Annotated in this window: 19 protein-coding genes; 7 read left to right on the top strand and 12 right to left on the bottom strand. The window is 61.4% G+C overall.

Features of this window, described 5'->3' with window-relative positions; translation table 11 throughout:
- Positions 1–116 precede the first annotated feature (116 nt).
- The 3 genes from KGB28_RS14855 to KGB28_RS14845 are packed head-to-tail and all read right to left on the bottom strand — an operon-like array spanning position 117 to position 3,586.
- Entirely contained in the window at positions 117–1,025 is a 909-nt protein-coding gene (locus KGB28_RS14855; protein WP_223446155.1) for a LuxR C-terminal-related transcriptional regulator, read from the bottom strand.
- A complete protein-coding gene (locus KGB28_RS14850; protein ID WP_223446153.1) occupies positions 1,022–2,440 on the bottom strand; it encodes an aminotransferase in 1,419 nt (472 codons plus the stop codon). Before KGB28_RS14850 ends, KGB28_RS14855 begins: the two co-directional genes overlap by 4 nt.
- Before the next feature lie 39 nt (positions 2,441–2,479).
- The gene (locus KGB28_RS14845; protein WP_223446151.1) at positions 2,480–3,586 is read right to left on the bottom strand and encodes a polyamine ABC transporter substrate-binding protein; all 1,107 of its coding nucleotides are present in this window, start codon (positions 3,584–3,586) and stop codon (positions 2,480–2,482) included.
- Positions 3,587–3,802: 216 nt separating this feature from the next.
- Here KGB28_RS14845 and KGB28_RS14840 point away from each other — a divergent pair, with 216 nt between their 5' ends.
- Together KGB28_RS14840 and KGB28_RS14835 are read left to right on the top strand one after the other, a co-directional pair.
- On the top strand, positions 3,803–4,585 hold the full coding sequence (locus tag KGB28_RS14840) for an enoyl-CoA hydratase-related protein (RefSeq protein ID WP_223446149.1): 783 nt from the start codon (positions 3,803–3,805) through the stop codon (positions 4,583–4,585).
- On the top strand, positions 4,582–5,763 hold the full coding sequence (locus tag KGB28_RS14835) for an acetyl-CoA C-acyltransferase family protein (protein WP_223446147.1): 1,182 nt from the start codon (positions 4,582–4,584) through the stop codon (positions 5,761–5,763). The genes KGB28_RS14840 and KGB28_RS14835 overlap by 4 nt, the downstream gene beginning before the upstream one ends.
- 142 nt (positions 5,764–5,905) lie before the next feature.
- On the opposite strand, the gene KGB28_RS14830 is transcribed toward KGB28_RS14835, so the two are convergent.
- The gene (locus KGB28_RS14830) at positions 5,906–7,036 is read right to left on the bottom strand and encodes an MFS transporter (RefSeq protein WP_223446145.1); all 1,131 of its coding nucleotides are present in this window, start codon (positions 7,034–7,036) and stop codon (positions 5,906–5,908) included.
- A 99-nt stretch (positions 7,037–7,135) separates the two neighbouring features.
- Between KGB28_RS14830 and KGB28_RS14825 the strand changes: the two genes are divergently transcribed.
- From KGB28_RS14825 to KGB28_RS14815, 3 genes are all read left to right on the top strand, one after another.
- Entirely contained in the window at positions 7,136–7,900 is a 765-nt protein-coding gene (locus KGB28_RS14825; RefSeq protein ID WP_223446143.1) for an AraC family transcriptional regulator, read from the top strand.
- A 98-nt stretch (positions 7,901–7,998) separates the two neighbouring features.
- A complete protein-coding gene (locus KGB28_RS14820; protein WP_223446141.1) occupies positions 7,999–9,120 on the top strand; it encodes an HlyD family secretion protein in 1,122 nt (373 codons plus the stop codon).
- Positions 9,117–10,709: a DHA2 family efflux MFS transporter permease subunit gene (locus KGB28_RS14815; RefSeq protein ID WP_223446139.1), complete on the top strand. Its 1,593-nt coding sequence runs from the start codon at positions 9,117–9,119 to the stop codon at positions 10,707–10,709. Before KGB28_RS14820 ends, KGB28_RS14815 begins: the two co-directional genes overlap by 4 nt.
- Before the next feature lie 12 nt (positions 10,710–10,721).
- On the opposite strand, the gene KGB28_RS14810 is transcribed toward KGB28_RS14815, so the two are convergent.
- The 5 genes from KGB28_RS14810 to KGB28_RS14790 form a co-directional block, all read right to left on the bottom strand.
- Positions 10,722–11,162, bottom strand: a complete 441-nt coding sequence (locus KGB28_RS14810; RefSeq protein WP_223446137.1) for a carboxymuconolactone decarboxylase family protein — start codon at positions 11,160–11,162, stop codon at positions 10,722–10,724.
- A 268-nt stretch (positions 11,163–11,430) separates the two neighbouring features.
- Positions 11,431–12,873, bottom strand: coding sequence for a cyclic nucleotide-binding domain-containing protein (locus KGB28_RS14805; protein ID WP_223446135.1), 1,443 nt, complete (start codon positions 12,871–12,873; stop codon positions 11,431–11,433).
- A gap of 220 nt (positions 12,874–13,093) precedes the next feature.
- On the bottom strand, positions 13,094–13,720 hold the full coding sequence (gene ycaC, locus KGB28_RS14800) for an isochorismate family cysteine hydrolase YcaC (RefSeq protein ID WP_223446133.1): 627 nt from the start codon (positions 13,718–13,720) through the stop codon (positions 13,094–13,096).
- A 56-nt stretch (positions 13,721–13,776) separates the two neighbouring features.
- Complete coding sequence (locus KGB28_RS14795) at positions 13,777–14,460, bottom strand: isochorismatase family protein (protein ID WP_008049795.1); 684 nt, start codon at positions 14,458–14,460, stop codon at positions 13,777–13,779.
- A 93-nt stretch (positions 14,461–14,553) separates the two neighbouring features.
- Positions 14,554–15,420, bottom strand: a complete 867-nt coding sequence (locus tag KGB28_RS14790; protein WP_223446131.1) for a pirin family protein — start codon at positions 15,418–15,420, stop codon at positions 14,554–14,556.
- 104 nt (positions 15,421–15,524) lie between these two features.
- Here KGB28_RS14790 and KGB28_RS14785 point away from each other — a divergent pair, with 104 nt between their 5' ends.
- Positions 15,525–16,433 carry a LysR family transcriptional regulator gene (locus tag KGB28_RS14785; protein WP_056722601.1) on the top strand — a complete coding sequence of 303 codons (909 nt, stop codon included), beginning with the start codon at positions 15,525–15,527 and terminating at the stop codon, positions 16,431–16,433.
- On the opposite strand, the gene KGB28_RS14780 is transcribed toward KGB28_RS14785, so the two are convergent.
- Complete coding sequence (locus KGB28_RS14780; protein WP_223446129.1) at positions 16,411–16,749, bottom strand: hypothetical protein; 339 nt, start codon at positions 16,747–16,749, stop codon at positions 16,411–16,413. The genes KGB28_RS14785 and KGB28_RS14780 overlap by 23 nt on opposite strands.
- Positions 16,750–16,751: 2 nt before the next feature.
- On the opposite strand from KGB28_RS14780, the gene dkgB reads away from it, so the two are divergent.
- Entirely contained in the window at positions 16,752–17,555 is an 804-nt protein-coding gene (gene dkgB, locus KGB28_RS14775) for a 2,5-didehydrogluconate reductase DkgB (protein ID WP_223446127.1), read from the top strand.
- Between the two features lie 3 nt (positions 17,556–17,558).
- Here the strand turns inward: dkgB and KGB28_RS14770 are convergent, their stop codons facing one another.
- Both KGB28_RS14770 and KGB28_RS14765 read right to left on the bottom strand, forming a co-directional pair.
- The gene (locus tag KGB28_RS14770; RefSeq protein ID WP_223446125.1) at positions 17,559–20,792 is read right to left on the bottom strand and encodes a transporter substrate-binding domain-containing protein; all 3,234 of its coding nucleotides are present in this window, start codon (positions 20,790–20,792) and stop codon (positions 17,559–17,561) included.
- Positions 20,793–21,419, bottom strand: a complete 627-nt coding sequence (locus tag KGB28_RS14765) for a response regulator transcription factor (RefSeq protein ID WP_150725745.1) — start codon at positions 21,417–21,419, stop codon at positions 20,793–20,795.
- Positions 21,420–21,440 lie beyond the last annotated feature (21 nt).

Below are 21,440 nucleotides of genomic sequence, written 5' to 3'. Positions count from 1 at the left end.
GGCTTGCTCGCGAAAGCGGACTGACATTCAACATTGATGTTGACTGACACACCGCTTTCGCGAGCAAGCCCGCTCCCACATTTGATCTCTGCTGGCTAAAGGCCTGTGGTCACCTCTCAGTGCCTGCGCAACCACTCGATAAACAGCGCAAACAACTCCGACTGCGAACCCACCTCCAGTTTCAGGTACAGGTTCTTGCGGTGCATGCGTACGGTTTCCGGTGAGATGTTCATCTGGCTGGCCGTGGATTTCACCGAATGCCCGCGCAGGACCATATGCGCCACTTGCCGCTCACGCTCGGTCAGCAAATCGCTGCCGAAATGCTCGAACGCCGACTGCACTCGGTGCTTGAGATCATCGCGCATGCCCTGGTCTTTATCGCACTGGATTTCGCGACTGCGCAGCATGCCCCGTTGGCTGAACTCGCTGATGAATTCACGCACCAGCGGTTCCACGGCGCGCAGCAGATTCAGCTGTTCGGCGCTCAGGCATTCACCGCCGAAACCCTGATAGAGGCTGACGGAAATCTTCGTGTCATTGCCGGTATCGACGATGTAGTAGCTGTCTTCCGAGCAGCCCGCCTTCAGGTAATAGGATTTGTAGTAGTCACTGTCGAAGAAATTGTCCGGGGCAATTTCCTCCAGGTGATAGAAGCCTTGCGCCAACCCCTGTTCCACCGCCAGGCAGAACGGGTCGAGCAAATACCCCCCGGCAAAATAGCGCTCCAGGATCGAGACCTGATACTCCTGGGCAATCCCGCGCTGATGCAGCAACTGGGGCGCGCGGTCCTTGCGCTCCAGGCTGATCATCATCGACTCGACGGACACCAGCTGCGCCAACGCCGACGCCAGGTATTGCAGGGCGTCAGGCTCATCGATATGGGCGAATGCCTCGCGCATTCCCCCATGCCATTTGTGCAATGCCCCGAAGGGCACCGCGATCAGCGTATCGTCGTCTGGTTTGCTCATGCCCCGCAGTCTAGCGGCTGGACACGCCCTTGGTAACAGCCTGACTGACGAAATCATTGGCCCGCGTACTGTCCGCTCGCTTCAAGCTCGGCGGCCACTTCCAGAATGCATTCGCGCAGGGTCTCGACGATTTCATCGACCTGGGCAAACGTCAGGATCAACGGTGGCGACATCACGTTGAGGTGCATGATCGGCCGCACCAGCAAGCCCCGGGCCTGGGCCCGCACATGGATTTTCTCGCCGATGTTGATCTCGTCGGGGAACAGCGCCTTGGTGCGTTTATCGGCGACAAACTCCACGCAGGCCATGAGTTTCTGGCAGCGCACATCCCCCACCAGCGACAAGTCCCGCAGGGTTGCCAGGCGCTCTTCCAGATAAGCACCCACCGTGTCGACATGGGCCAGCAGGTTTTCTCGTTCGATGATCTCGATGTTCTTCAGCGCGGCGGTGCAGCACACCGGATGTCCGCTGTAGGTGAAGCCGTGGGTGAAGCAGCGGCCCTTGCCCGGTTCGGCGATGACTTTCCAGATGCGCTCGGAAAAGATGCACGCGCCCAGCGGCAGGTAGGCCGAGGTCAGGCCCTTGGCGGTGGTGATGATGTCGGGCTGCACATCGAACACATCATAAGAGGCAAAGAACTTGCCCAGGCGGCCGAACGAAGTCACCACTTCGTCGGCGACGAACAGGATGTCGTAGCGCTGGCAGATGTCCCACATGCGCTTGAGATAACCCCGGGGTGGAATGATCACCCCGCCCGAGCCCATGATCGGCTCGGCGAAGAACCCGGCGACCTTGTCCGCGCCAATCGAGAGGATCTTGTCTTCGAATTCCTTGACCAGGAACTCGAGGAACTGCGCCTCGTCCATGCCGTCCGGCGCGCGGTACGGATTCGGGTTGGAGACGTGGTGGATCAGCGGGTTGGCGTAATCGAACTCCGGCACCCGGTCGGCAGCCTTGTTGCCGATCGACATGGTCAGGGTGGTGGAGCCGTGATAGGCGTTGAACCGCGCAATGACGTGCTTCTTCGCAGGTAGGCCACGGCAGTTCTGATAGTACTGGATCAGCCGGTACGCGGTGTCCACGGCGGTGGAGCCGCCGGTGGTCAGGAACACATGGTCGAGGTCGCCGGGAGCGAGGCTGGCGAGTTTTTCGCACAGCTGGATGGCGACGTTGTTCGACATGTCGGAAAACGGATTGGAATAGGCCAGTTGCCGCACCTGATCGGCGATGGCCTCGGCCATTTCCTCACGGCCCAAACCGATGTTGGTGCACCACATGCCGCCTACCGCATCGAGAAAGCGGTTGCCCTGGGTGTCGTAGATGTAGGCGCCATCGCCTGCGACGATGTTCAGCGAGCCTTGTTCGGCGTGTTCATCGAACACGTGATAGCCGTGCATATGATGGGCCTTGTCGGCCTTGACCAGCCGGGACTCGTCCGCTGGGGAAAAAACGCTGCGTGTTGGCGTCGCCATAAATAAACCTCTAACCGAAATGACTAACGATCGAACCCATCAGATGCCGCTTTTCACGGTGCTCCAGACCCGGGTAATCGCCCGCATGTCCTTGGCGTCCTGGGTCTTCTGCGGAAACAGCCGCTCGCGGGTCTGTGGATCGGGATAGATGGCCGGGTTATTGCGTACATCGGCGTTCAACAACGGCGTGGCCGCGGCGTTGCTGTTGGCGTAATTGATGAAGTCGCTCACGTCCGCCATCACCTGCGGCTGCATCAGGTACTCGAGAAACTTGTGGGCATTGGCGACGTGAGGCGCATCGGCCGGGATGTACATGTTGTCGAACCAGATCAACGAGCCTTCCTTGGGGATGAAGTACGCCAGGTCGATCTTCTTCTTGGCTTCTGCGGCGCGGGCCATGGCGGTGGCGTAGTCTCCGGACCAGGTCATGGCCATGCACACGTCGCCGTTGGGCAGGCTGGTCAGGTAATTGACCGAGTCGAACTTGCGGATGTACGGCCGCACCGACAACAGCAAGTCCTGGGCGGCTTTCAGATCTTCCGGTGCGGCGCTGCGTGGATCACGCCCCAGGTACTTCAGGGCCATGGGAATGACTTCGGTCGGGGCATCGAGCAGGGTCACGCCGCAATCGGCGAAGCGCGAGACGATCTTCGGGTCGAAGATCATCGCCAGCGAGCCGATCGGCGCGTCCGGCATGCGTTCCTTGATCTTGTCGACGTTGTAGGTGACGCCGTTGCTGCCCCAGGTATAAGGCGCTGAGTACGTGGTGCCCGGATCGTACCCTTGCAGATCCTCCAGGACTTTCGGGTCCAGGTTGGTCCAGCCCGGCAGCTGTTTCTTGTCCAGCGGCTGGAACACCTTGGCCTTGATCAGCGGCGGCGCCAGGGACGCATTCAGCACGATCAGGTCATAACCGGAGTGGCCGGTGAGCAATTTGGCCTGCACCGTTTCGTAGGCATCGAAGGTGTCGTAGATGACTTTGATGCCGGTGGCCTTTTCGAAATCGGCCACGGTTTTTTCGCCGATGTAATCCGCCCAGTTGTACAGCCGCAGCGTATGGCTGTCGTCCACTTGAGCGGCGTAGGCATGAAAGGTCAGCGGTACAACAAACAGACTGGAAATCACCTTAAGCAGCGTCTTGCCCATAGCAAATGCACCTTATAGCGAGTTCGGCTCTGGATGAGCGGATGCCCCCACTATTGGTCGATTCGCCGGACGCGGCCATACCCCGAATGGGTGTGTGTCGCTTTTGGCACACCGGCATGGCAAAAAGCGGCAGTGCAGTTGACCCGTTTTGCCATAGATCCGGAGTTTGTCCGGCGCTTAAAGTGGCAGCCCTGAACCGACCCTGCAGAGCCTGCGATGACCGACCTGATCAAACACGAGCAACGCGACGGCGTGTTGACGCTGACCATCGACCGCCCGGACAAGCTCAACGCGCTGAACAACGCCATGTACACGCAACTGGCCGAGCTGTTGCTGGCCGCCGACGAAGACCCGCAGACCGGCGTGATCATCCTCACCGGCGGCCCGGCGTGCTTCACCAGCGGCAATGACCTGGTGGATTTCCTGCAGAATCCGCCCACTCATCTGGACGCCCCGGCGTTCTACTTGATGAAGGTCGTCACGCGCCTGCAAAAACCGCTGGTCGCGGCAGTCTGCGGGGCGGCCATCGGCATCGGCACCACGTTGCTGCTGCATTGCGATCAGGTGCTGGTGACCCGCAACGCCAAGCTGCGCATGCCGTTCGTCAACATCGGCCTGTGCCCCGAATTCGGCGCCAGCCTGTTGCTGCCACGCCGGCTCGGCCATGCCCGCGCCGCGAGCCTGCTGCTGTTGGGCAACGGCCTGGACGGCAACGAAGCGGTGGCCTGGGGCCTGGCCAATGAAGCCTTCGATGACGGCGCACAATGCCTGGCGGCGGCGACAAAAATCGCCCAGCGCTTCCTGGCCATGCCCCAGCAAGCCTTGCGCCAGTCCCGGCAATTGATGAAACAGGCTTCCCTGGCCGAACTGGAAGCCACCCTGCGCGAAGAAAACACGCTGTTCATTCAGCGCCTGAATACCGACGAGGCGAAAACCGCCTTGAACGCCCTGCTCAATCGCAGTACAGATAAGAATCCACCGAAAGGAAACCAGCCATGAACACTCCAGAAATCTACGTCGTCAGCGCCGCCCGTACCGCCATCGGTACATTCGGCGGTTCGCTCAAGGACGTGCCACTGGCCGACCTCGCGACCACGGCCGTAAAAGCCGCCCTGGAGCGAGCCGCCGTGGACCCGGCGCTCGTTGGCCACCTGGTGATGGGCAACGTGATCCCGACCGAAACCCGCGATGCCTACATCTCCCGCGTCGCGGCGATGAACGCCGGCATTCCGAAAGAAACCCCGGCCTACAACGTCAACCGCCTGTGCGGTTCGGGCCTGCAAGCCATCATCAACGCCGCCCAGACCCTGATGCTCGGCGATGCCGACATTGTCGTCGGTGCCGGTGCCGAATCCATGAGCCGCGGCCCGTACCTGATGCCGGCCGCCCGTTGGGGTTCGCGCATGGGCAATGCCCAGGTCATCGACTACATGCTCGGCATCCTGCATGACCCGTTCCATGGCATCCACATGGGCATCACCGCCGAGAACGTCGCTGCGCGCAACGGTATCACCCGCGAAATGCAGGACGCCCTGGCTTTCGAAGACCAGCAACGCGCGGCCCACGCGATTGCCAACGGCTACTTCAGCGAGCAGATCGCGACCGTGGAAATCCAGGATCGCAAAGGCGTCAAACTGTTCAGCGTCGACGAACACCCGCGCGCCACGTCCCTGGAACAACTGGCTGCGATGAAGCCTGCGTTCAAGAAGGACGGCTCGGTCACCGCCGGCAACGCCTCGGGCCTCAACGACGGCGCCGCCGCACTGGTCATGGCCACCGGCAACGCGGTCCAGGCCAACAACCTGAAGCCACTCGCCCGCCTGGTCAGCTACGCCCACGCCGGCGTCGAACCGGAATTCATGGGCCTGGGCCCGATCCCGGCCACCCGCCTGGCGCTCAAGCGCGCCGGCCTGACCGTCGCCGACCTGGACGTGATCGAAGCCAACATCGCCTTCGCCGCCCAGGCCTGCGCCGTCAGCCAGGAACTGGACCTCGACCCGGCCAAGGTCAACCCGAACGGTTCGGGCATCGCCCTGGGCCACCCGGTGGGCGCAACCGGCGCGATCATCGCCACCAAGGCCATCCACGAACTGCACCGCACCGGCGGTCGTTATGCGCTGGTGACCATGTGCATCGGTGGTGGCCAGGGGATTGCGGCGATTTTTGAACGCGTCTAAGCAATAGCTGTAAAAAAGGCCGGTGATTGCGCAGATCACCGGCCTTTTTTTCATTTCCGCGCGCCGATTGTTTGATGGCTTTTATCCGCGAACGGTTCGCAATCCGTCATTACCGCAGCCGCGGCAAGAAACCCCTGGATGACTAGGTCTTTTGTGGCTTGATCCACGCCAACATCCAGGCCACCACCGCACATACCATCAAGGTCGCGCCCAATGCCTGCCCCCAGGCTGCCAGCATCAGCCCGCCACCGATCAACAGGTAATACAGCAAGCCAAACAGCGCGCCGGCCGTTCCCAGTCGATCACCGTAGTTGACCAAGGCCGAACCGAGGATGTTCGGGATCGCCATGCCAAAGGCCAGTACCACCAACAACATCGCCAGCACGAACAGAGCGCTGTCCTCCATCAGCCAGACGAAACTGGCACCCACCAACATCAGCGAACCCGACACCTGGATCAGTTGCGCACCACTCGACCCTCGTCGCAGCAGCCGTTTATTGAGCCCGGCCCCAAGGCCGGAACCCAGGGCCAGGATGACGCCGCTGTAGCCGAACATTTGCGCACTCAGCCCCAGCCGCTCAAACATGAAGGGACCCAGGCTGTAGTAGCTGAACAGGCCAATGTTGAAGACTGCTACCAATAACGTCGAACGCCATATATCGCGATCCCGGAGCATTTGCCACAGCGTCTCGAACAGCGCGGGCGAAGCCACTTGCTGTGGTCGGGTTTCCGGCAAAACCCGCAGGCACCAGAACCACAGTCCAACGGATAGCACCAGCAGCCCACCCGGCACGCCTGGATAACCGAAGCCTTGCACCAGGCTTGCTCCGGCGAACAGCCCGATGGCCGGGCTGGCGGCCAGTGCGATGCCCATGAGCGAAAACACCTGGGCCAGTGCCACCCCCTTGAAGCGGTCGCGCAACACCGTTTGCGTAACGACCGAGCCCACCGCTGCGCCAAACGCGGCCAGGCCTTGGGCCGCCAACAGTGCATCGAACGTGCTGACACTGAGCGCCATCAACGAAGCCGCGGCGTACAGGGCGAACCCTGCAAGCATTGTCGGGCGACGCCCGACCAGGTCGCACATCCGGCCCCACACCACCACGCCGAACGCGAACGCCAGGAAATAGATGGAAAGCATTTGCGCCGACGCCTGCGGCCCGACGGCAAAGGCCCGGCCGATGTCCGCCAACGCCGGGCTGTAAATGGATTGCGCCAACTGGGGAAACATCAGCAGCGCGACGGCCAATACCACGATTTTCTTGTCATTCATCACGGCTTCACTCTTAAAAGAAATTGCCGTGCAGCTTAAGAAATCGTGACTGACGTACTATCAGAACCCTGCCAATTTATCGCTGAAATCGGACAACCCATGGCCTGGCTCGACGCCCACGCACATTTCGATCCCGACAGCTTCACCGTACCGGTTATCGGCATCGCCGCAACCCTCGGTGATCACGATTCGGGCATGCATCAACATCAACGCGGGCAACTGCTGTTTACCCGCCAGGGCTGTACGCGCATTACCCTGGCGCAGCAGCTGTGCCTTTTGCCACCCTCGCGCGCGGCCTGGATTCCTTGCGGTGTGGCCCATCGCGCCGTGATGCAACAGAGCGTCGATTACCGTTCCATTTACCTCAGCCCCGCGTTATGCGCAGACCTGCCGCAACAGGTCTGCGTGATCGAAGTCAGCCCGTTGCTGCGGGCCGTGCTGGAGTCGATAGCCCTCGCCGGCTTCGACACCGCCTGGCAGCAGGGGAAATACGTCCATCTGCTGGGGCTGTGCCTGAGCGAAATTCGCGACGCGGCCCGCCAGCCCATGCTGCTACCGCTGCCGTCGGACAAACGCCTGGCACCGCTGCTCGCGACCGTCGAGAAGCTGCCGCCGAAACTTCAGGCACTGCAAGCACGGATAGGCGCCAGCGGCCGCACCATTGGCCGAATCTTCCAGCGTGAGACCGGCATGAGTTATCAGCAATGGCGGCAACAGTGGCGGCTGATGCGCGCCATCGAACTGCTCGCGACCGGACGCAACATCGGCTACAGCGCTTTTGAACTGGGATTTGCCAGTGACAGTGCCTTCATCGCCTTCTTCAAGGACATGACCGGCATCACCCCCGGCGACTGGCTGAAATAGGACCTGACGACCGGCAGCAAAAACCATTTGCCACAAAATATTACATGCGTCATATTACAGCCATCATAATTAACCGCCGCCCTGACAGGTATCCCTCCATGACCAGCATGTCCACCGTAGAACCCGATCTGGACTCCCCGGTGAAACCGGCAAAACCTCCCCTGCTCAAGCGCCTGCTGTTGCCAACCGTGGGCATTGCAGCGTTGGTACTGGCCGGGGTGTATGGCGCGCATTGGTGGACTGCCGGTCGTTTCATCGAGGAAACCGACGATGCCTACATCGGCGGTGATGTGACGGTGATCGGGCCGAAAGTGGCGGGTTACATCGACGAAGTGCTGGTGGCCGACAACCAGCAGGTCAAGGCCGGCGACGTGCTGATCCGTCTCGATTCGCGCGACTACCGCGCCAACCTGGCCAAGGCCGAAGGCGCTGTGGCCGCCCAGGAGGCCTTGCTGGCCAACCTCGACGCCACCGAACAACTGCAACAGGCCGTCATCGGCCAGGCCCGTGCCGGCATCGACGCCGCTGGTGCCGAAACCGCCCGCTCGCGGGATGACGATGCCCGCTACAAAAAACTGGTGATCACCAACGCCGTCTCGGTGGAAAGCGCCCAGCGAGCCAACACCACGTTCAAGACGGCCCAGGCCCAAAGCAACCGCGCCCAGGCTGAACTGCTGGCCGCGCAACGTCAGTTGAATGTGATCGATACCCAGAAACAACAAGCCCGGGCCGCCTTGATCCAGGCCAAGGCCGAGCGCGACCTGGCGCAATTGAATGTCGGCTACACCGAACTGAAGGCGCCGGTCGACGGTGTGATCGGCAATCGCCGGGCCCGGGTCGGCGCTTATGCCCAGGCCGGCTCGCAATTGCTCTCGGTGGTGCCCACCAGCGGTCTGTGGGTCGATGCCAACTTCAAGGAAGACCAACTGGCGCACATGGTGCCGGGGCAACGGGTGGTGATCCGTGCCGACGTGCTGTCGGGGCAGGAATTCCACGGTCACCTGGACAGCCTCGCCCCCGCCAGTGGTTCGCAATTCAGTGTGTTACCGCCGGAAAACGCCACCGGCAACTTCACCAAGATCGTGCAACGGGTGCCGGTGCGGATTCACCTCGACCCGGCCGACAGTGTGCTCGGCCACCTGCGTCCGGGGTTGTCGGTGACCGCTGAAGTGGACACGCGCAAGGAGCCTGAAGCGCCAGCCGTGGCCAGCGCGCCATGAGCCGCGCCCTCGCCGCCCCGGCGCAACCGTTCAATGCCGCGAACATGGCGACGGCGACCAAGGTTTTCGCCTTTGCCAGCATGTGCATCGGCATGTTCATTGCGCTGCTGGATATCCAGATTGTCTCGGCTTCGTTGCGTGACATCGGCGGCGGGCTTTCCGCCGGCACCGACGAAACCGCGTGGGTGCAAACCAGTTACCTGATCGCCGAAATCATTGTCATCCCCCTGTCGGGCTGGCTGTCCCGGGTGTTCTCGACGCGCTGGCTGTTTTGTGCGTCGGCGGTGGGTTTCACCCTGACCAGCCTGCTGTGCGGCGTGGCCTGGAACATCCAGAGCATGATTGCCTTCCGTGCCCTGCAAGGGTTTCTGGGCGGCTCGATGATCCCGCTGGTGTTCACCACGGCCTTCGTGTTCTTCACCGGCAAGCAACGGGTGATCGCCGCCGCGACCATCGGCGCGGTGGCCTCATTGGCACCGACCCTGGGACCGGTGATCGGTGGCTGGATCACCGACATATCGTCCTGGCACTGGTTGTTCTACATCAACCTGGTCCCCGGCATCTTTGTCGCCGTGGCCGTGCCGATGCTGGTGAAAATCGACCAGCCGGAACTGTCGCTGCTCAAAGGCGCGGATTACCTGAGCATGGTGTTTCTGGCGCTGTTCCTCGGCTGCCTGGAATACACCCTCGAAGAAGGCCCGCGCTGGAACTGGTTCAGCGACCGCACGATCCTGACCACCGCGTGGATCAGCGGCCTGGCCGGGCTGGCTTTCATCGGCCGGACCCTGCACGTGGCCAATCCGATTGTCGATCTGCGCGCCTTGAAGGATCGCAACTTTGCCCTTGGCTGTTTCTTCTCATTCGTCACCGGCATCGGCCTGTTCGCCACCATTTACCTGACGCCGCTGTTTCTCGGCCGGGTGCGTGGCTACGGAGCGCTGGACATTGGTCTGGCGGTTTTCTCCACCGGAGTGTTCCAGATCATGGCGATTCCGCTGTATGCCTTTCTGGCCAACCGCATCGACCTGCGCTGGATCATGATGACCGGCCTCGGGCTGTTCGCCTTGTCAATGTGGGATTTCAGCCCGATCACCCATGACTGGGGGGCCAAAGAATTGATGCTGCCGCAAGCCCTGCGCGGGATTGCCCAGCAATTGGCGGTGCCGCCGACGGTGACCTTGACCCTCGGCGGCCTGGCGCCGGCGCGGCTCAAGCATGCGTCGGGGTTGTTCAACCTGATGCGCAACCTGGGCGGGGCCATCGGCATCGCCGCGTGCGCGACCATCCTCAACGACCGCACCAACCTGCATTTCACCCGGCTGGCGGAGAATCTCAACAGCACCAACGAGGCGCTCAACCAGTGGTTGTCCCAGGTCGGCAACAACTTCGCCGCCCTCGGCCAGAGCGGTGACGCCGGGGTCACCGCCAGCCTGCATCAGCTATGGTTGCTGACCTACCGCGAAGCCCAGACGCAAACCTATGGCGACGCGTTCCTGATGATCATGGTCTGCTTCATTATCGCCACGGCGATGGTGCCCCTGATGCGCAAGGTGCAACCACCGGCCGCGCCGAGTGCCGATGCTCATTGATGCTTGTGCAGGTCAGGCCTGGGGCATTTTGCGGAAGCCGATGGCCAGGCGGTTCCAGGCGTTGATGGTGGTGATGGCGACGGTCAGGTCGACCAATTCCTTGGCATCGAACTGCGTGGTAGCCAGTTCATAGTCTTCGTCCGGGGCGTGGGTCTGGCTGATCAGGGTCAGGGATTCGGTCCAGGCCAGGGCGGCGCGTTCACGCTCGGTGAAGAACGGTGTTTCGCGCCAGGCCGACAGTGTCGCCAGGCGACGCTCGGACTCACCACCCTTGCGTGCATCGGCGCTGTGCATGTCCAGGCAGAAGGCGCAGCCGTTGATTTGCGAGGTACGCAGCTTGACCAGTTCGATCAGGTTTTTTTCCAGCGGCAGTTTCGACACCGCTGTTTCCAGGGCGATCATCGCTTTGAGGGCATCAGGGGAAGCGGTGTAGAAATCGATACGGGGTTGCATGGCGTGCTCCAGGGTAAATGAGTGTGTCACTACGTTAGTCCCACGACCGGTCTACACAAATAGCCAATCTTCCAGAAGTCGAGGAGGCCATTGGCGGTTCCTTCCTGGTTGTCGGTGGAGGCGCGGGGGTGATGGGTTTCACGCTTCACTTTTGGTGAGTTCACTGCCGCCTTCGCGAGCAAGCCCGCTCCCACATTTGAGCGCATTCCCCTGTGGGAGCGAGGTTGCTCCGAGCGACGAACCGCGTAGCGGCCATTCACCACCGAATTCAAACCCGGTTGCGCAACCACTGCAAAAAGCCCTTTTTCGCCTCCGCCACCGGCAGGTCCTGAGTCAGGGTTTTCGCTTTGTGCAGCCGGTAATCGAGCAAGGTTTTCATTGCATCGCTGATGTCGTGACGGGCATCCAGGCATGGCTTGAGGTAGGACTTTTCGATGCGGTACAGGCCACAGAAAGTCTTGGCGGTAAACTGCGCAGGCACCGAGCTGCCGTCCAGGATCCCGGCTTCGCCTATCACTTCCCCCGGCCCCATGCGCCCGGATTCAAAAGGTTCGCCGTGCCGGGTCAGCGTCACCGTCACCACCCCGGACTCGATGATGAACAGGTGATCACTGACCTCCCCCGCCTCCAGGATCGTTTCCCCGGCGCGGAACGATTGCAAGGTCATGTTCTGGCTGAAGGTGTCTTTCTCTTCCTGGCGCAGGGTGGAGAAAATCGGCGAACTGTCGAGCAACGCCCGGGCCCGCGACAGGTTGCCTGGCGGATTGGGCTCCACGCTCGACAACAGGTTGACGCCGGACGCCTGCAAGTGCCGGTAGGCCAGGTCGAACAGTTGATTGCGCACCGAACGCTTCTGGTCCATCTGCGCGACAAATCCGCTGATTTCATAGACCACGCCGGTGTTGCCGGCACTTTTCATGCCGACGCTCGGCGACGGAGTGTCCAGCAGAAAGCGGCAACCCTGCATGGCCCGCTCCAGGGCTTCGATCACCGTGTTCGGTCGCGCGTGGGGGCTCACTTCCAACGAAACGGAGATGCCGAACATATCGCTCGGCCGACTGAAATTGATGATCTTGGCCTTGGCGGCCAGGGAGTTGGGTATCACCGCCATGCAACCCTGGGCGGTCTGCAGGCGCGTGGCACGCCAGTCGATGTCGGTGACCCGGCCTTCCATGCCATCGATGGAGATGTAGTCATCCAGTTGGTAAGGTTTGGTGGTGTTCAAGACGATCCCGGAGAACACGTCGCTGAGGGTACTTTGCAAGGCCAGGCCGACAATGATCGCCAATGCACCTGAGGTCGCCAGCACACCCTTGACCGGCAGATCCAACACATAGGCCAGGGCGGCGATGACCGCGATCAGGAAAATCACCGCACCGAGCAAATCCTGAAGCAATCGCCCGGTATGCCCGACCCGTTGCATCATCACCGCGCCAATCAGCACGGTCAGGGTCCGCGCACCGAACAACCACCAGCCGATCTGCAAGCCGGTGGCCGCCAGATGCAACGGTACGTTGTCAGGCCAAGGCGGCGGCTCCATCGGGTTCAGGCCTTCGTTGAACAACAGGAGGCTGAACAACGAAAAAATCACCACCCGCACCAACAGCCGCCAGGCGCTGCCAAGGGCACTGAGCAAGTACCACAACCCAAGATCGATCAGGATCAGCGCCAGTGCGCAGATCAGCGGGTGTTCGGTGAGCAATGACAGCATCAAGCAACTCCAGCCAGGGCCAATTACGCGAAGATCGCATGGATTGGCCATAGTGTAGGAGCAATTGATTTGGCGGGATGAACACGTCTGGCTGGACACCCAAAAAACCTGTGGGAGCGAGCTTGCTCGCGATGACGGCCTGACAGTCACTACATCAGTGCCTGTTGTACCGTCATCGCGAGCAAGCCCGCTCCCACAGGGGGGATGCGTGATGCCGAAGTTACTTGCTATTGGCCAGCGTGCTGTAGCTGGTCATCAGGTTGCGGTAATCCGGAATATGGTTGGAGAACAATGTGCCCAACCCTTCGACATCGTTGCGCCAGTCGCGGTGCAGTTCACAGGCCAGGCCGAACCAGGTCATCAGTTGCGCGCCCTGAGCGGTCATACGGTTCCACGCCGACTCGCGGGTCAGTTCGTTGAAGGTGCCGGACGCGTCGGTGACCACGAACACCTCAAAGCCTTCGGCCAGGGCCGAAAGCGCCGGGAATGCCACGCACACCTCCGTCACCACACCGGCGATGATCAGTTGCTTCTTGCCGGTGGCCTTGATCGCCTTGACGAAGTCTTCGTTGTCCCAGGCGTTGATCTGGCCCGGGCGAGCGATGTACGGCGCGTCCGGAAACAGTGCCTTGAGCTCGGGCACCAGCGGTCCGTTGGGACCGGTTTCGAAACTGGTGGTGAGGATGGTTGGCAGCTTGAAGTACTTGGCCAGGTCGGCCAGGGCCAGCACGTTGTTCTTGAATCGATCCGGGTCGATGTCGCGCACCAGTGACAGCAGGCCCGCCTGATGATCAACCATCAGAACCGCGGCGTTGTCCTTGTCCAGACGCTTGTAGGAAGTAGTCATTGCAGTAGTCCTCGCGTGTTATCGATGCCGAGTGGAAATCGGCGTGGGGTCACCGGTCAGCGCTGGGAGTCCAGCGCCTCGTGTTCGTTCGCCACTTGCTGGGCCTTGAGGTAACTCTCGATCAGCAATTGATAATGCGGCATGGCCTGGGCGTAGACAGCGGCCCACTGCTCGGCATCCGGACGGTTCCACGAGCCTTGCAGCTCAGAGAGCGTAGCCATGATGTCGATCGGCACCACCCCGGCCTGGGCCAAACGGGCAACGGTCAGATCAGTGGCCAGTTTCGAGTGGTTGCCGGAGGCGTCGACCACGGCAAACACCTTGTAGCCTTCATGCACGGCGGCGATGGACGGGAACGCCAGGCACACGCTGGTCAGGGTGCCGGCGATCACCAGGGTTTTCTTGCCGGTGGCTTTGACCGCCGCGTGAAACTCCGGGTTGTCCCAGGCGTTGATTTCACCTTTGCGCGCCACGTATTGCGCATGGGGTGCGGCCTCGTGGATTTCCGGGATCAACGGCCCGTTCGGCCCCTGGGGAACGGAAGCGGTGGTGATCACCGGCATCTTCAGCAGGGTCGCGGCCTTGGCCAGGGCAATGGCGTTGGCACGCAGTTGGGGCACGTCCATGTCCTTGACGATCTGGAACAGTCCGCTCTGGTGATCGATCAACAGCATCGCGCTGTCGTTGGGGTCGATGGTCGGTTTCTGGCCGTTGAAGTTGGCCGCGTAGACAGTGTTCATGAGCGTTTCCTCTTTCTTTTGGGCAACAGCCATCCCTGGCCTGAAAACCGGCCTACTCATCCTGTGTAGAGTCGGGTGTAAAAGCGTTGCGAACTAAGCGTGCATCCGGCCGAAGCGACCGGACTGGAAGTCGGCGAAGGCCTGGTGGATTTCCTGCTCGGTGTTCATCACGAAAGGGCCGTGACCGACGATCGGCTCGTCGATCGGTTCGCCGCTGAGCAACAGCACCACCGCGTCTTCGCTGGCTTCGAGGGTCAACTGATCGCCCTTGCGGTCGAACAGGGCCAGTTGCCCCTGGCGCACCGATTCCAGGCCGTTGACCTGAACCGTGCCGCGCAACACCACCAGTGCGGTGTTGCGCCCTTCATGCAGATCCAGGGTGAGCGACTTGCCGGCATTCAAACGAATGTCCCACACGTCGACCGGGGTGAAGGTGCGCGCCGCGCCCTTGTGGCCGTCGAACTCACCGGCGATCAGGCGCAGGCTGCCGGCGTTGTCCTTCAAGGCGATGGTCGGGATGTCACGGTCGAGAATCGTCTGGTAGCCGGGGTCGGCCATTTTGTCCCTGGCCGGCAGGTTGACCCACAGTTGCACCATCTCCAGGGTGCCACCGCTTTTGGCGAAACCTTCGGAGTGAAACTCTTCATGCAGGATCCCCGAGGCCGCGGTCATCCATTGCACATCGCCGGGGCCGATCTTGCCGCCGCTGCCGGTGGAGTCCCGGTGCTCCAGCTCGCCCTTGTAAACGATAGTCACGGTTTCGAAGCCACGATGCGGATGCTGACCAACGCCACGTCGCTCGCTGGTCGGGGTGAATTCAGCGGGGCCGGCGTGATCCAGCAACAGGAACGGGCTGATGTGCTTGCCCAGGTTGTCGTAGGAAAACAGCGTGCGAACCGGAAAACCGTCGCCAACCCAATGGGTCCGTGGACTGGTGTAGATACCGATGATGTTTTTCATGGTGTCTCCTGATGAGGTGAGTGAAGCCATGGACAAAGCTTAAAACCGTGACCTTTGCTGCGCTAGACTGCAAAAATCAGCTTTAGCGTTCTATTTGGAGAACGATGGTGGAAGACCTCAACACCCTCTACTACTTCACCCAGGTGGTGGAGCATCACGGTTTCGCCGCGGCCGGCCGGGCGCTGGACATGCCCAAGTCCAAGCTCAGCCGACGCATCGCCGAGCTTGAAGAACGCCTTGGCGTGCGCCTGCTGCACCGCACCAGCCGGCATTGTTCATTGACGGAAATCGGCCAGGCCTATTACCAGCGTTGCCTGGCCATGCGGGTGGAGGCGGAAAGCGCCGCCGAACTGATCGAGCGCAACCGCTCCGAGCCCCAGGGCCTGGTGCGTGTCAGTTGCCCGACGGCGCTGCTCAATTCCTGGGTCGGGCCGATGCTGACCCGCTACATGCTCAAGTACCCCTTGGTGGAGTTGTTCATCGAGAGCACCAACCGCCGGGTCGACCTGATTCACGAAGGCTTCGACATTGCCCTGCGGGTACGCTTTCCGCCTCTGGAGAACACCGACATGGTGATGAAGGTGCTGGGCAACAGCACCCAGAGCGTGGTCGGCAGCCCGGCCTTTTTATCGCGCCTGTCGACACCGGCCTCCCCGGCCGACCTCAGCGGCTTGCCGAGCCTGCACTGGGGCGCGGCGCAACGCGAATATCAGTGGGAACTGTTCGGTGCCGACGGCAGCACCGCGATGATTCGCCACGCGCCGCGGATGGTCACCGATGACCTGTTGGCCTTGCGCCATGCGGCGCTCGCCGGGATCGGCATCGTGCACCTGCCCAGTGTGGTGGTGCGAGATGAAATCGCTGCCGGGCAACTGGTGGAACTGGTGCCGGGCTGGGCACCGAAGAGCGGTGTCATCCATGCCATATTCCCCTCGCGTCGGGGATTGCTGCCTTCGGTGCGCACGTTGATCGATTTTCTTGGGGAGGAATTCAGTCGTAGCGATATTGCTTAGGGGGATGGTTGTATGCGACCAGATCGACCAATTGCATGATGCTTGAGGCGCGGGGGTAAGGCTCTGAAACCGGGTTGCCCCCTTCGCGAGCAAGCCCGCTCCCACAATGATCCGGGTCGTGCACAAAAGCTGTGGACGCAGTAAATCCCTGTGGGAGCGGGCTTGCTCGCGAAGGCGTCAGACCAGACACCATCAACACATCTTCCTGCCCCGATTCATGACTTTCGGTAAACATTGCTTTGCCGCTCCAGCGGTTTTTCTCACGGATGCAGGTGCGGATACTGCCGTCCATTCCCACTGCAACCTCTGGAGTCATTGATGTCTATTCCCGCCTTCGGCCTGGGTACGTTTCGCTTGCAAGGCCAGGTGGTCATCGATTCGGTGAGCAGTGCCCTTGCGCTCGGCTACCGGGTGATCGATACCGCACAAATCTACGAGAACGAAGCCGAAGTCGGCGAGGCTATCGCCGCCAGCGGCATCGCCCGGGAAGCGTTGTTCATCACCAGCAAGATCTGGGTCGCCAACCTGGCCGGTGATCGCCTGATCGACAGCCTGAAAGAAAGCCTGCGCAAACTGCAGACCGATTACCTGGACCTGACCCTGATCCACTGGCCGTCGCCGGACGATCAAGTGCCGGTCGAAGAGTTCATGGGCGCCCTGCTCGAAGCCAAGCGCCTGGGCCTGACCCGGCAGATCGGCGTGTCCAACTTCACCATCGGCCTGATGCAGCAAGCGATTGCAGCCATCGGAGTCGAGCACATCGCCACCCACCAGATCGAACTGCACCCGTACTTGCAAAACCGCAACGTCGTCGCCTTCGCACAAAGCCAGGGCATCGGAATCACCTCGTACATGACCCTGGCCTACGGCGAAGTCCTCAAGGACCCGCTCATCCAGCAGATCGCCGAACGCCTGCACGCGACTCCGGCGCAGGTCACCCTGGCCTGGGCCATGCAATCGGGTTACGCCGTGATCCCGTCTTCCACGCGTCGGGCCAATCTCGAAAGCAACTTGAAGGCTCGCGAGCTGACCTTGAGCGAGGCCGACATGGCCTTGATCGCAACGCTGGATCGCGGCCACCGGTTGACCAGCCCCAAAGGCATCGCGCCAAACTGGGATTGAGCCTCAATCCTGCTCCAGACGCTGGTCCAGGCGGGCCATGGCTTGCTGCAACTGGTCGACGGCGTCGTCGATCAGTGCCGCGCGGCCGTCATTGCACGCCTGCTCCAGTTGTTCGCAACACTCGACCAGGGCAAGCGCTCGCACCATCAGCGCCCCGCCCTTGATCCGGTGTGCCAGCGTCTGCAAGCCCGGGCGATTGCCACCGGCGTGCAAGGCCAGCAAATGCACGCGGTCCTCGCGGTTGGTCAGCGCCAGATCGTGCATCAGTTGATCGATCAGCTCACGGTCCGAATCCACATAGCGCTCCAGTCCGCTCAAATCGAATTCGGCGAAGCCATGGTCGTCGATTGCCGCTGAGGGTGCGCTGGAAAACCGCTGGGCCAGCCACGCCTGCAAATCCACCAGGCGAATGGGTTTGAACAGGCAATCGTTCATGCCCGCGGCCTGACACCGGGCTTTCTCCTCGGCCTGCGCATTGGCGGTAAAGCCCAGGATCAGCGTCGGCGTCGGCGACAGCCCCTGCACCCGCTCTTGCTCACGTATCGCGCCCGCCAATTCGTAACCACTGAGCACCGGCATGTTGCAGTCGGTAATGACCAGGTCGAACCCGTGCCCACGCCACTGTTCAAGCCCCTGTGCCCCGTCCTCAGCCAGCACCACGCGATGGCCCAGGTAGCTCAGCTGCCGCGAGAGCAACAGGCGATTGGCCGGATAATCGTCGACCACCAGAATCGACAACGCCCGGGTGGTGAGCTGCGCCGGATCCTGGGGCGTCCCCTCCACGGGTAACGCTTGCAGGGCGGGCAGCACCAGGCTGATGTCCACCCGCGTCCCGCGCCCAGGCTCACTGTCGAGTTGCAACTGGCCGCCCATCGTTTCGCACAGGGTACGACTGATCACCAGGCCCAGGCCGGAGCCTTGCCGGGCTGTCTGCTGACTGTTTCCCGCCTGCACGAACGGGCTGAACAGGCGTTGCTGGTCGAATGCGCTGATGCCGATGCCGCTGTCTTCGATCTGTACGCTGACGGCGAGGTGCGCCGGAGCTTGAGGCCGCACTCGCAGCGTCAGGCTCACCTGGCCTTCCCGGGTGAACTTGATCGCATTGCTCAGCAGATTGGACAGCACCTGTTTGAAGCGCGTGGGGTCGAGCATCACGTCACAGTCACTGTGCTCGTCGAGCTCGACCCGCCACTGCAGATTCTTCTGTATCGCCAACCCTTCGAAAACCCGGCAGACCGACGTCACCTGCGCGTGCAGATTGACCCGCTCCGGCGCCAGCGACAAATGCCCGGATTCGATCCGGGCGACGTCCAGAATGTCGCCGATCAGATCCAGCAATTGTTGCCCGGCGTTGGACGCCACCTCGATGGCGGCGCGGTCGGTCTCCCCTTCATCGGCCCGTTTCAGCGCCAGTTCGAGCATGCCGATCAGCGCGTTCATCGGCGTGCGGATTTCATGGCTCATGGTGGCCAGGAACGTGGTCTTCGCCCGGTTGGCCTCGTCCGCCGCGTCCTTGGCTTCCTGCAATTGCCCGAGCAATTGCTGACGCTGGCGAATCTGCCGCCGCTGCCAGACGATCCCGGCCAAGGCGAGCAACAGCAAGACACCCGCCACCGCAAACGCCTGCACGATCGCCTGCCGGTGTCGCAGCCAGTAACTCTGCTCGACCATCGCGTCATAGCGCCAGGGTTGGGTCAGCTCGTCAATTTCTTCGGGAGGGATGCTCAACAGCGCCTTGTCCAGGATCGAATGCAGCTCGGTGGCCTCGCGACCGGTCGCCAGGGTGCTTCGTGCCGGGTCGGTGCCCACGGTGCTGGTCACTTGCAGGCGATCGCGATACTGCCGGGAAATCAGGTAACGGGCACTGATCAAGGAGTTGATGCCGCCCTGGGCCTTGCCTTGGTCGACCATTTCCATGGCGTCTGTCGACAGGGGCGCATCCACCAACTGGATCTGCGGGTAGTGCTGGCGAAGGTACTCGCCGACAATGTTGCCCCGGGTCAGCGCCAACGTCCTTCCCGCCATGTCATCCAGCGTCCTGGGGCTGTCCGTATCCACGTGGGTGACCAGTACCGAAGGGCTGCTCAGGAACGACCGGGTGAACAGCAGTTGATCTTCACGCTGGGAACTGAGGCCGATACCGGCCAGCACATCGATCTGGCCGCTGGTGATGCCGGTCATCATTTCAGCCACCGACTTCATGCCGCGGATGTCAAATTGCAACCCGGTGCGCAAACTGATTTTCGTCAGCACATCGATGCCAATACCGCGAAACTTGCCTTCGCTGTCGATAAATGAAATCGGCGGGATATTTTCGTTGATCGCAACCCTCACCCGCGGGTGGCGTTCGAGCCAGTGCTGTTCGGCCACGCTCAATTGCAATGACTGGGTGCCGGGGATAGACACCCCGTTTGCCCCCCAACGACGCAGGATGTTCATTTGCTTATTGGTGGTGATGACCGCCAGCGCCTTGTTGACGACACGCAATAGCGCAACGTTGTCGCGGGCCATCGCAAAGGCAAAACGCCCGGACTCCATGGGCGAGAAGTCCGTCAGTTGCACGTTGTTCAGGTAATTCTTGCTGATCAGATAATGGGCATTGATCGCATCGCCCAGATAGACATCGGCCTGGCCGAACGCCACGGCGCCCATCGCCGCCAGTGTCGAGGGAAACAGCTCGACCTGCGCTTTGGAATAGAACTGTTGCACGCTGTATTCGGGCAAGTAGTGATACAGCATCACCAGCCGCTTGCCGGCCAGTGTCGGGTCGAGCACCGGAGGGAAATCGGTACGCGTGACCAGCACCGGTTGATCGACCGCGTAGGCGCTGGACATCTGTAACAGCGGATCTTCGGCTTCAAATCGATTGGCCGTTCCCAGCAGGTCTGCCTGCCCTTCCTTGATGGCCTGCACCGCGGCGGCCCGCGACGGATAACGTTGAACCTCGATGACGACGTTCAACAATTGTTCGAGCAACCCGGCGTAATCGGCTGTCACGCCTTCGAACACCCTGCCCGCCGTGTTGAACTCGAAAGGAGGATAGTCCGGCGCCGAGACCGCCAGCACCAATCGGCTTTTTTTCTCTAGCCAGTGCAATTCGGTTTCCGTCCACCTGACGCTCAGGCCTTCGGCACTCGAGCGTCCCAACAGGGTCAACGACTGTTGCGCACAGACCGTCGATGCCCAGAGAAGAAGGCCAATCAGCAAGCCGCCTGCCAGTCGTCGGAGAGCGTTCATTCAGATCAAATGATTGCGCAGGGCGAAATCCCTCAAGTGCACCGACGAGCTCACGTTGAGCTTGAGGGTGAGTCGGGTCTTGTAGGTACTGACGGTCTTGTAGCTCAGGTGCATGATCTCGGCGATTTCCAGGTTTTTCGAACCCCGGGCCAGGTACTGCAGAATGGTCAACTCACGATTGGAGAGCCTGTCGATCAACTGCTTTTCACTGCGTTGCAACTCCCCCATCGACACGGAACTCGAAGGGATCTGGGCGAAATAGGTATAGCCGGCCATCACGGAATTCACCGCCGCCTTCAAGTCATCCAGGTCCTTGCTCTTGGAAACATAGGCAACAGCCCCGGCACGCATGCAGCGGTCCTGATAGAACTGGGCCTCCAGCGAGGTGAACACCACCACGCGACATCGCGTGTTTTCGGCCTTGATACGGTCCATCACCTCAAGCCCCGCCACACCGGGAAGACCCAGATCAAGCAGCACGACATCCGGTTGATGTTCCCGGATCAACGCCAGGACCTCATCGCCTCGGGAGGCCTCGTAAATCTGCTTGAACCCTTCGCCCTTGAGTACGAGTTTGATCATGGAGCGAACCACCGGATGATCTTCCACAATCAGTGCTGACTTCATGACAACTCCCGTGCAAAAAAA

This window comes from Pseudomonas sp. BF-R-19 (assembly GCF_019956445.1).
Taxonomy (GTDB): domain Bacteria; phylum Pseudomonadota; class Gammaproteobacteria; order Pseudomonadales; family Pseudomonadaceae; genus Aquipseudomonas; species Aquipseudomonas fluorescens_BH.
The sequence above is the reverse complement of the archived record's forward strand: the minus strand, read 5'-3'. Positions and strand labels throughout refer to the sequence as shown.

Bases quoted from the DNA above. Each gene is read 5' to 3' on its own strand.
- KGB28_RS14810 (WP_223446137.1), bottom strand. From the start codon at position 11,162: ATGCAACCCCGTATCGATTTCTACACCGCTTCCCCTGATGCCCTCAAA.
- KGB28_RS14835 (WP_223446147.1), top strand. From the start codon at position 4,582: ATGAACACTCCAGAAATCTACGTCGTCAGCGCCGCCCGTACCGCCATC.
- KGB28_RS14820 (WP_223446141.1), top strand. From the start codon at position 7,999: ATGACCAGCATGTCCACCGTAGAACCCGATCTGGACTCCCCGGTGAAA.
- KGB28_RS14770 (WP_223446125.1), bottom strand. From the start codon at position 20,792: ATGAACGCTCTCCGACGACTGGCAGGCGGCTTGCTGATTGGCCTTCTT.
- KGB28_RS14790 (WP_223446131.1), bottom strand. From the start codon at position 15,420: ATGAAAAACATCATCGGTATCTACACCAGTCCACGGACCCATTGGGTT.
- KGB28_RS14785 (WP_056722601.1), top strand. From the start codon at position 15,525: ATGGTGGAAGACCTCAACACCCTCTACTACTTCACCCAGGTGGTGGAG.
- KGB28_RS14830 (WP_223446145.1), bottom strand. From the start codon at position 7,036: ATGAATGACAAGAAAATCGTGGTATTGGCCGTCGCGCTGCTGATGTTT.
- KGB28_RS14825 (WP_223446143.1), top strand. From the start codon at position 7,136: ATGGCCTGGCTCGACGCCCACGCACATTTCGATCCCGACAGCTTCACC.
- ycaC (WP_223446133.1), bottom strand. From the start codon at position 13,720: ATGACTACTTCCTACAAGCGTCTGGACAAGGACAACGCCGCGGTTCTG.
- KGB28_RS14765 (WP_150725745.1), bottom strand. From the start codon at position 21,419: ATGAAGTCAGCACTGATTGTGGAAGATCATCCGGTGGTTCGCTCCATG.
- KGB28_RS14805 (WP_223446135.1), bottom strand. From the start codon at position 12,873: ATGCTGTCATTGCTCACCGAACACCCGCTGATCTGCGCACTGGCGCTG.
- KGB28_RS14845 (WP_223446151.1), bottom strand. From the start codon at position 3,586: ATGGGCAAGACGCTGCTTAAGGTGATTTCCAGTCTGTTTGTTGTACCG.
- KGB28_RS14840 (WP_223446149.1), top strand. From the start codon at position 3,803: ATGACCGACCTGATCAAACACGAGCAACGCGACGGCGTGTTGACGCTG.
- KGB28_RS14850 (WP_223446153.1), bottom strand. From the start codon at position 2,440: ATGGCGACGCCAACACGCAGCGTTTTTTCCCCAGCGGACGAGTCCCGG.
- KGB28_RS14815 (WP_223446139.1), top strand. From the start codon at position 9,117: ATGAGCCGCGCCCTCGCCGCCCCGGCGCAACCGTTCAATGCCGCGAAC.
- dkgB (WP_223446127.1), top strand. From the start codon at position 16,752: ATGTCTATTCCCGCCTTCGGCCTGGGTACGTTTCGCTTGCAAGGCCAG.
- KGB28_RS14780 (WP_223446129.1), bottom strand. From the start codon at position 16,749: ATGACTCCAGAGGTTGCAGTGGGAATGGACGGCAGTATCCGCACCTGC.
- KGB28_RS14855 (WP_223446155.1), bottom strand. From the start codon at position 1,025: ATGATTTCGTCAGTCAGGCTGTTACCAAGGGCGTGTCCAGCCGCTAGA.
- KGB28_RS14795 (WP_008049795.1), bottom strand. From the start codon at position 14,460: ATGAACACTGTCTACGCGGCCAACTTCAACGGCCAGAAACCGACCATC.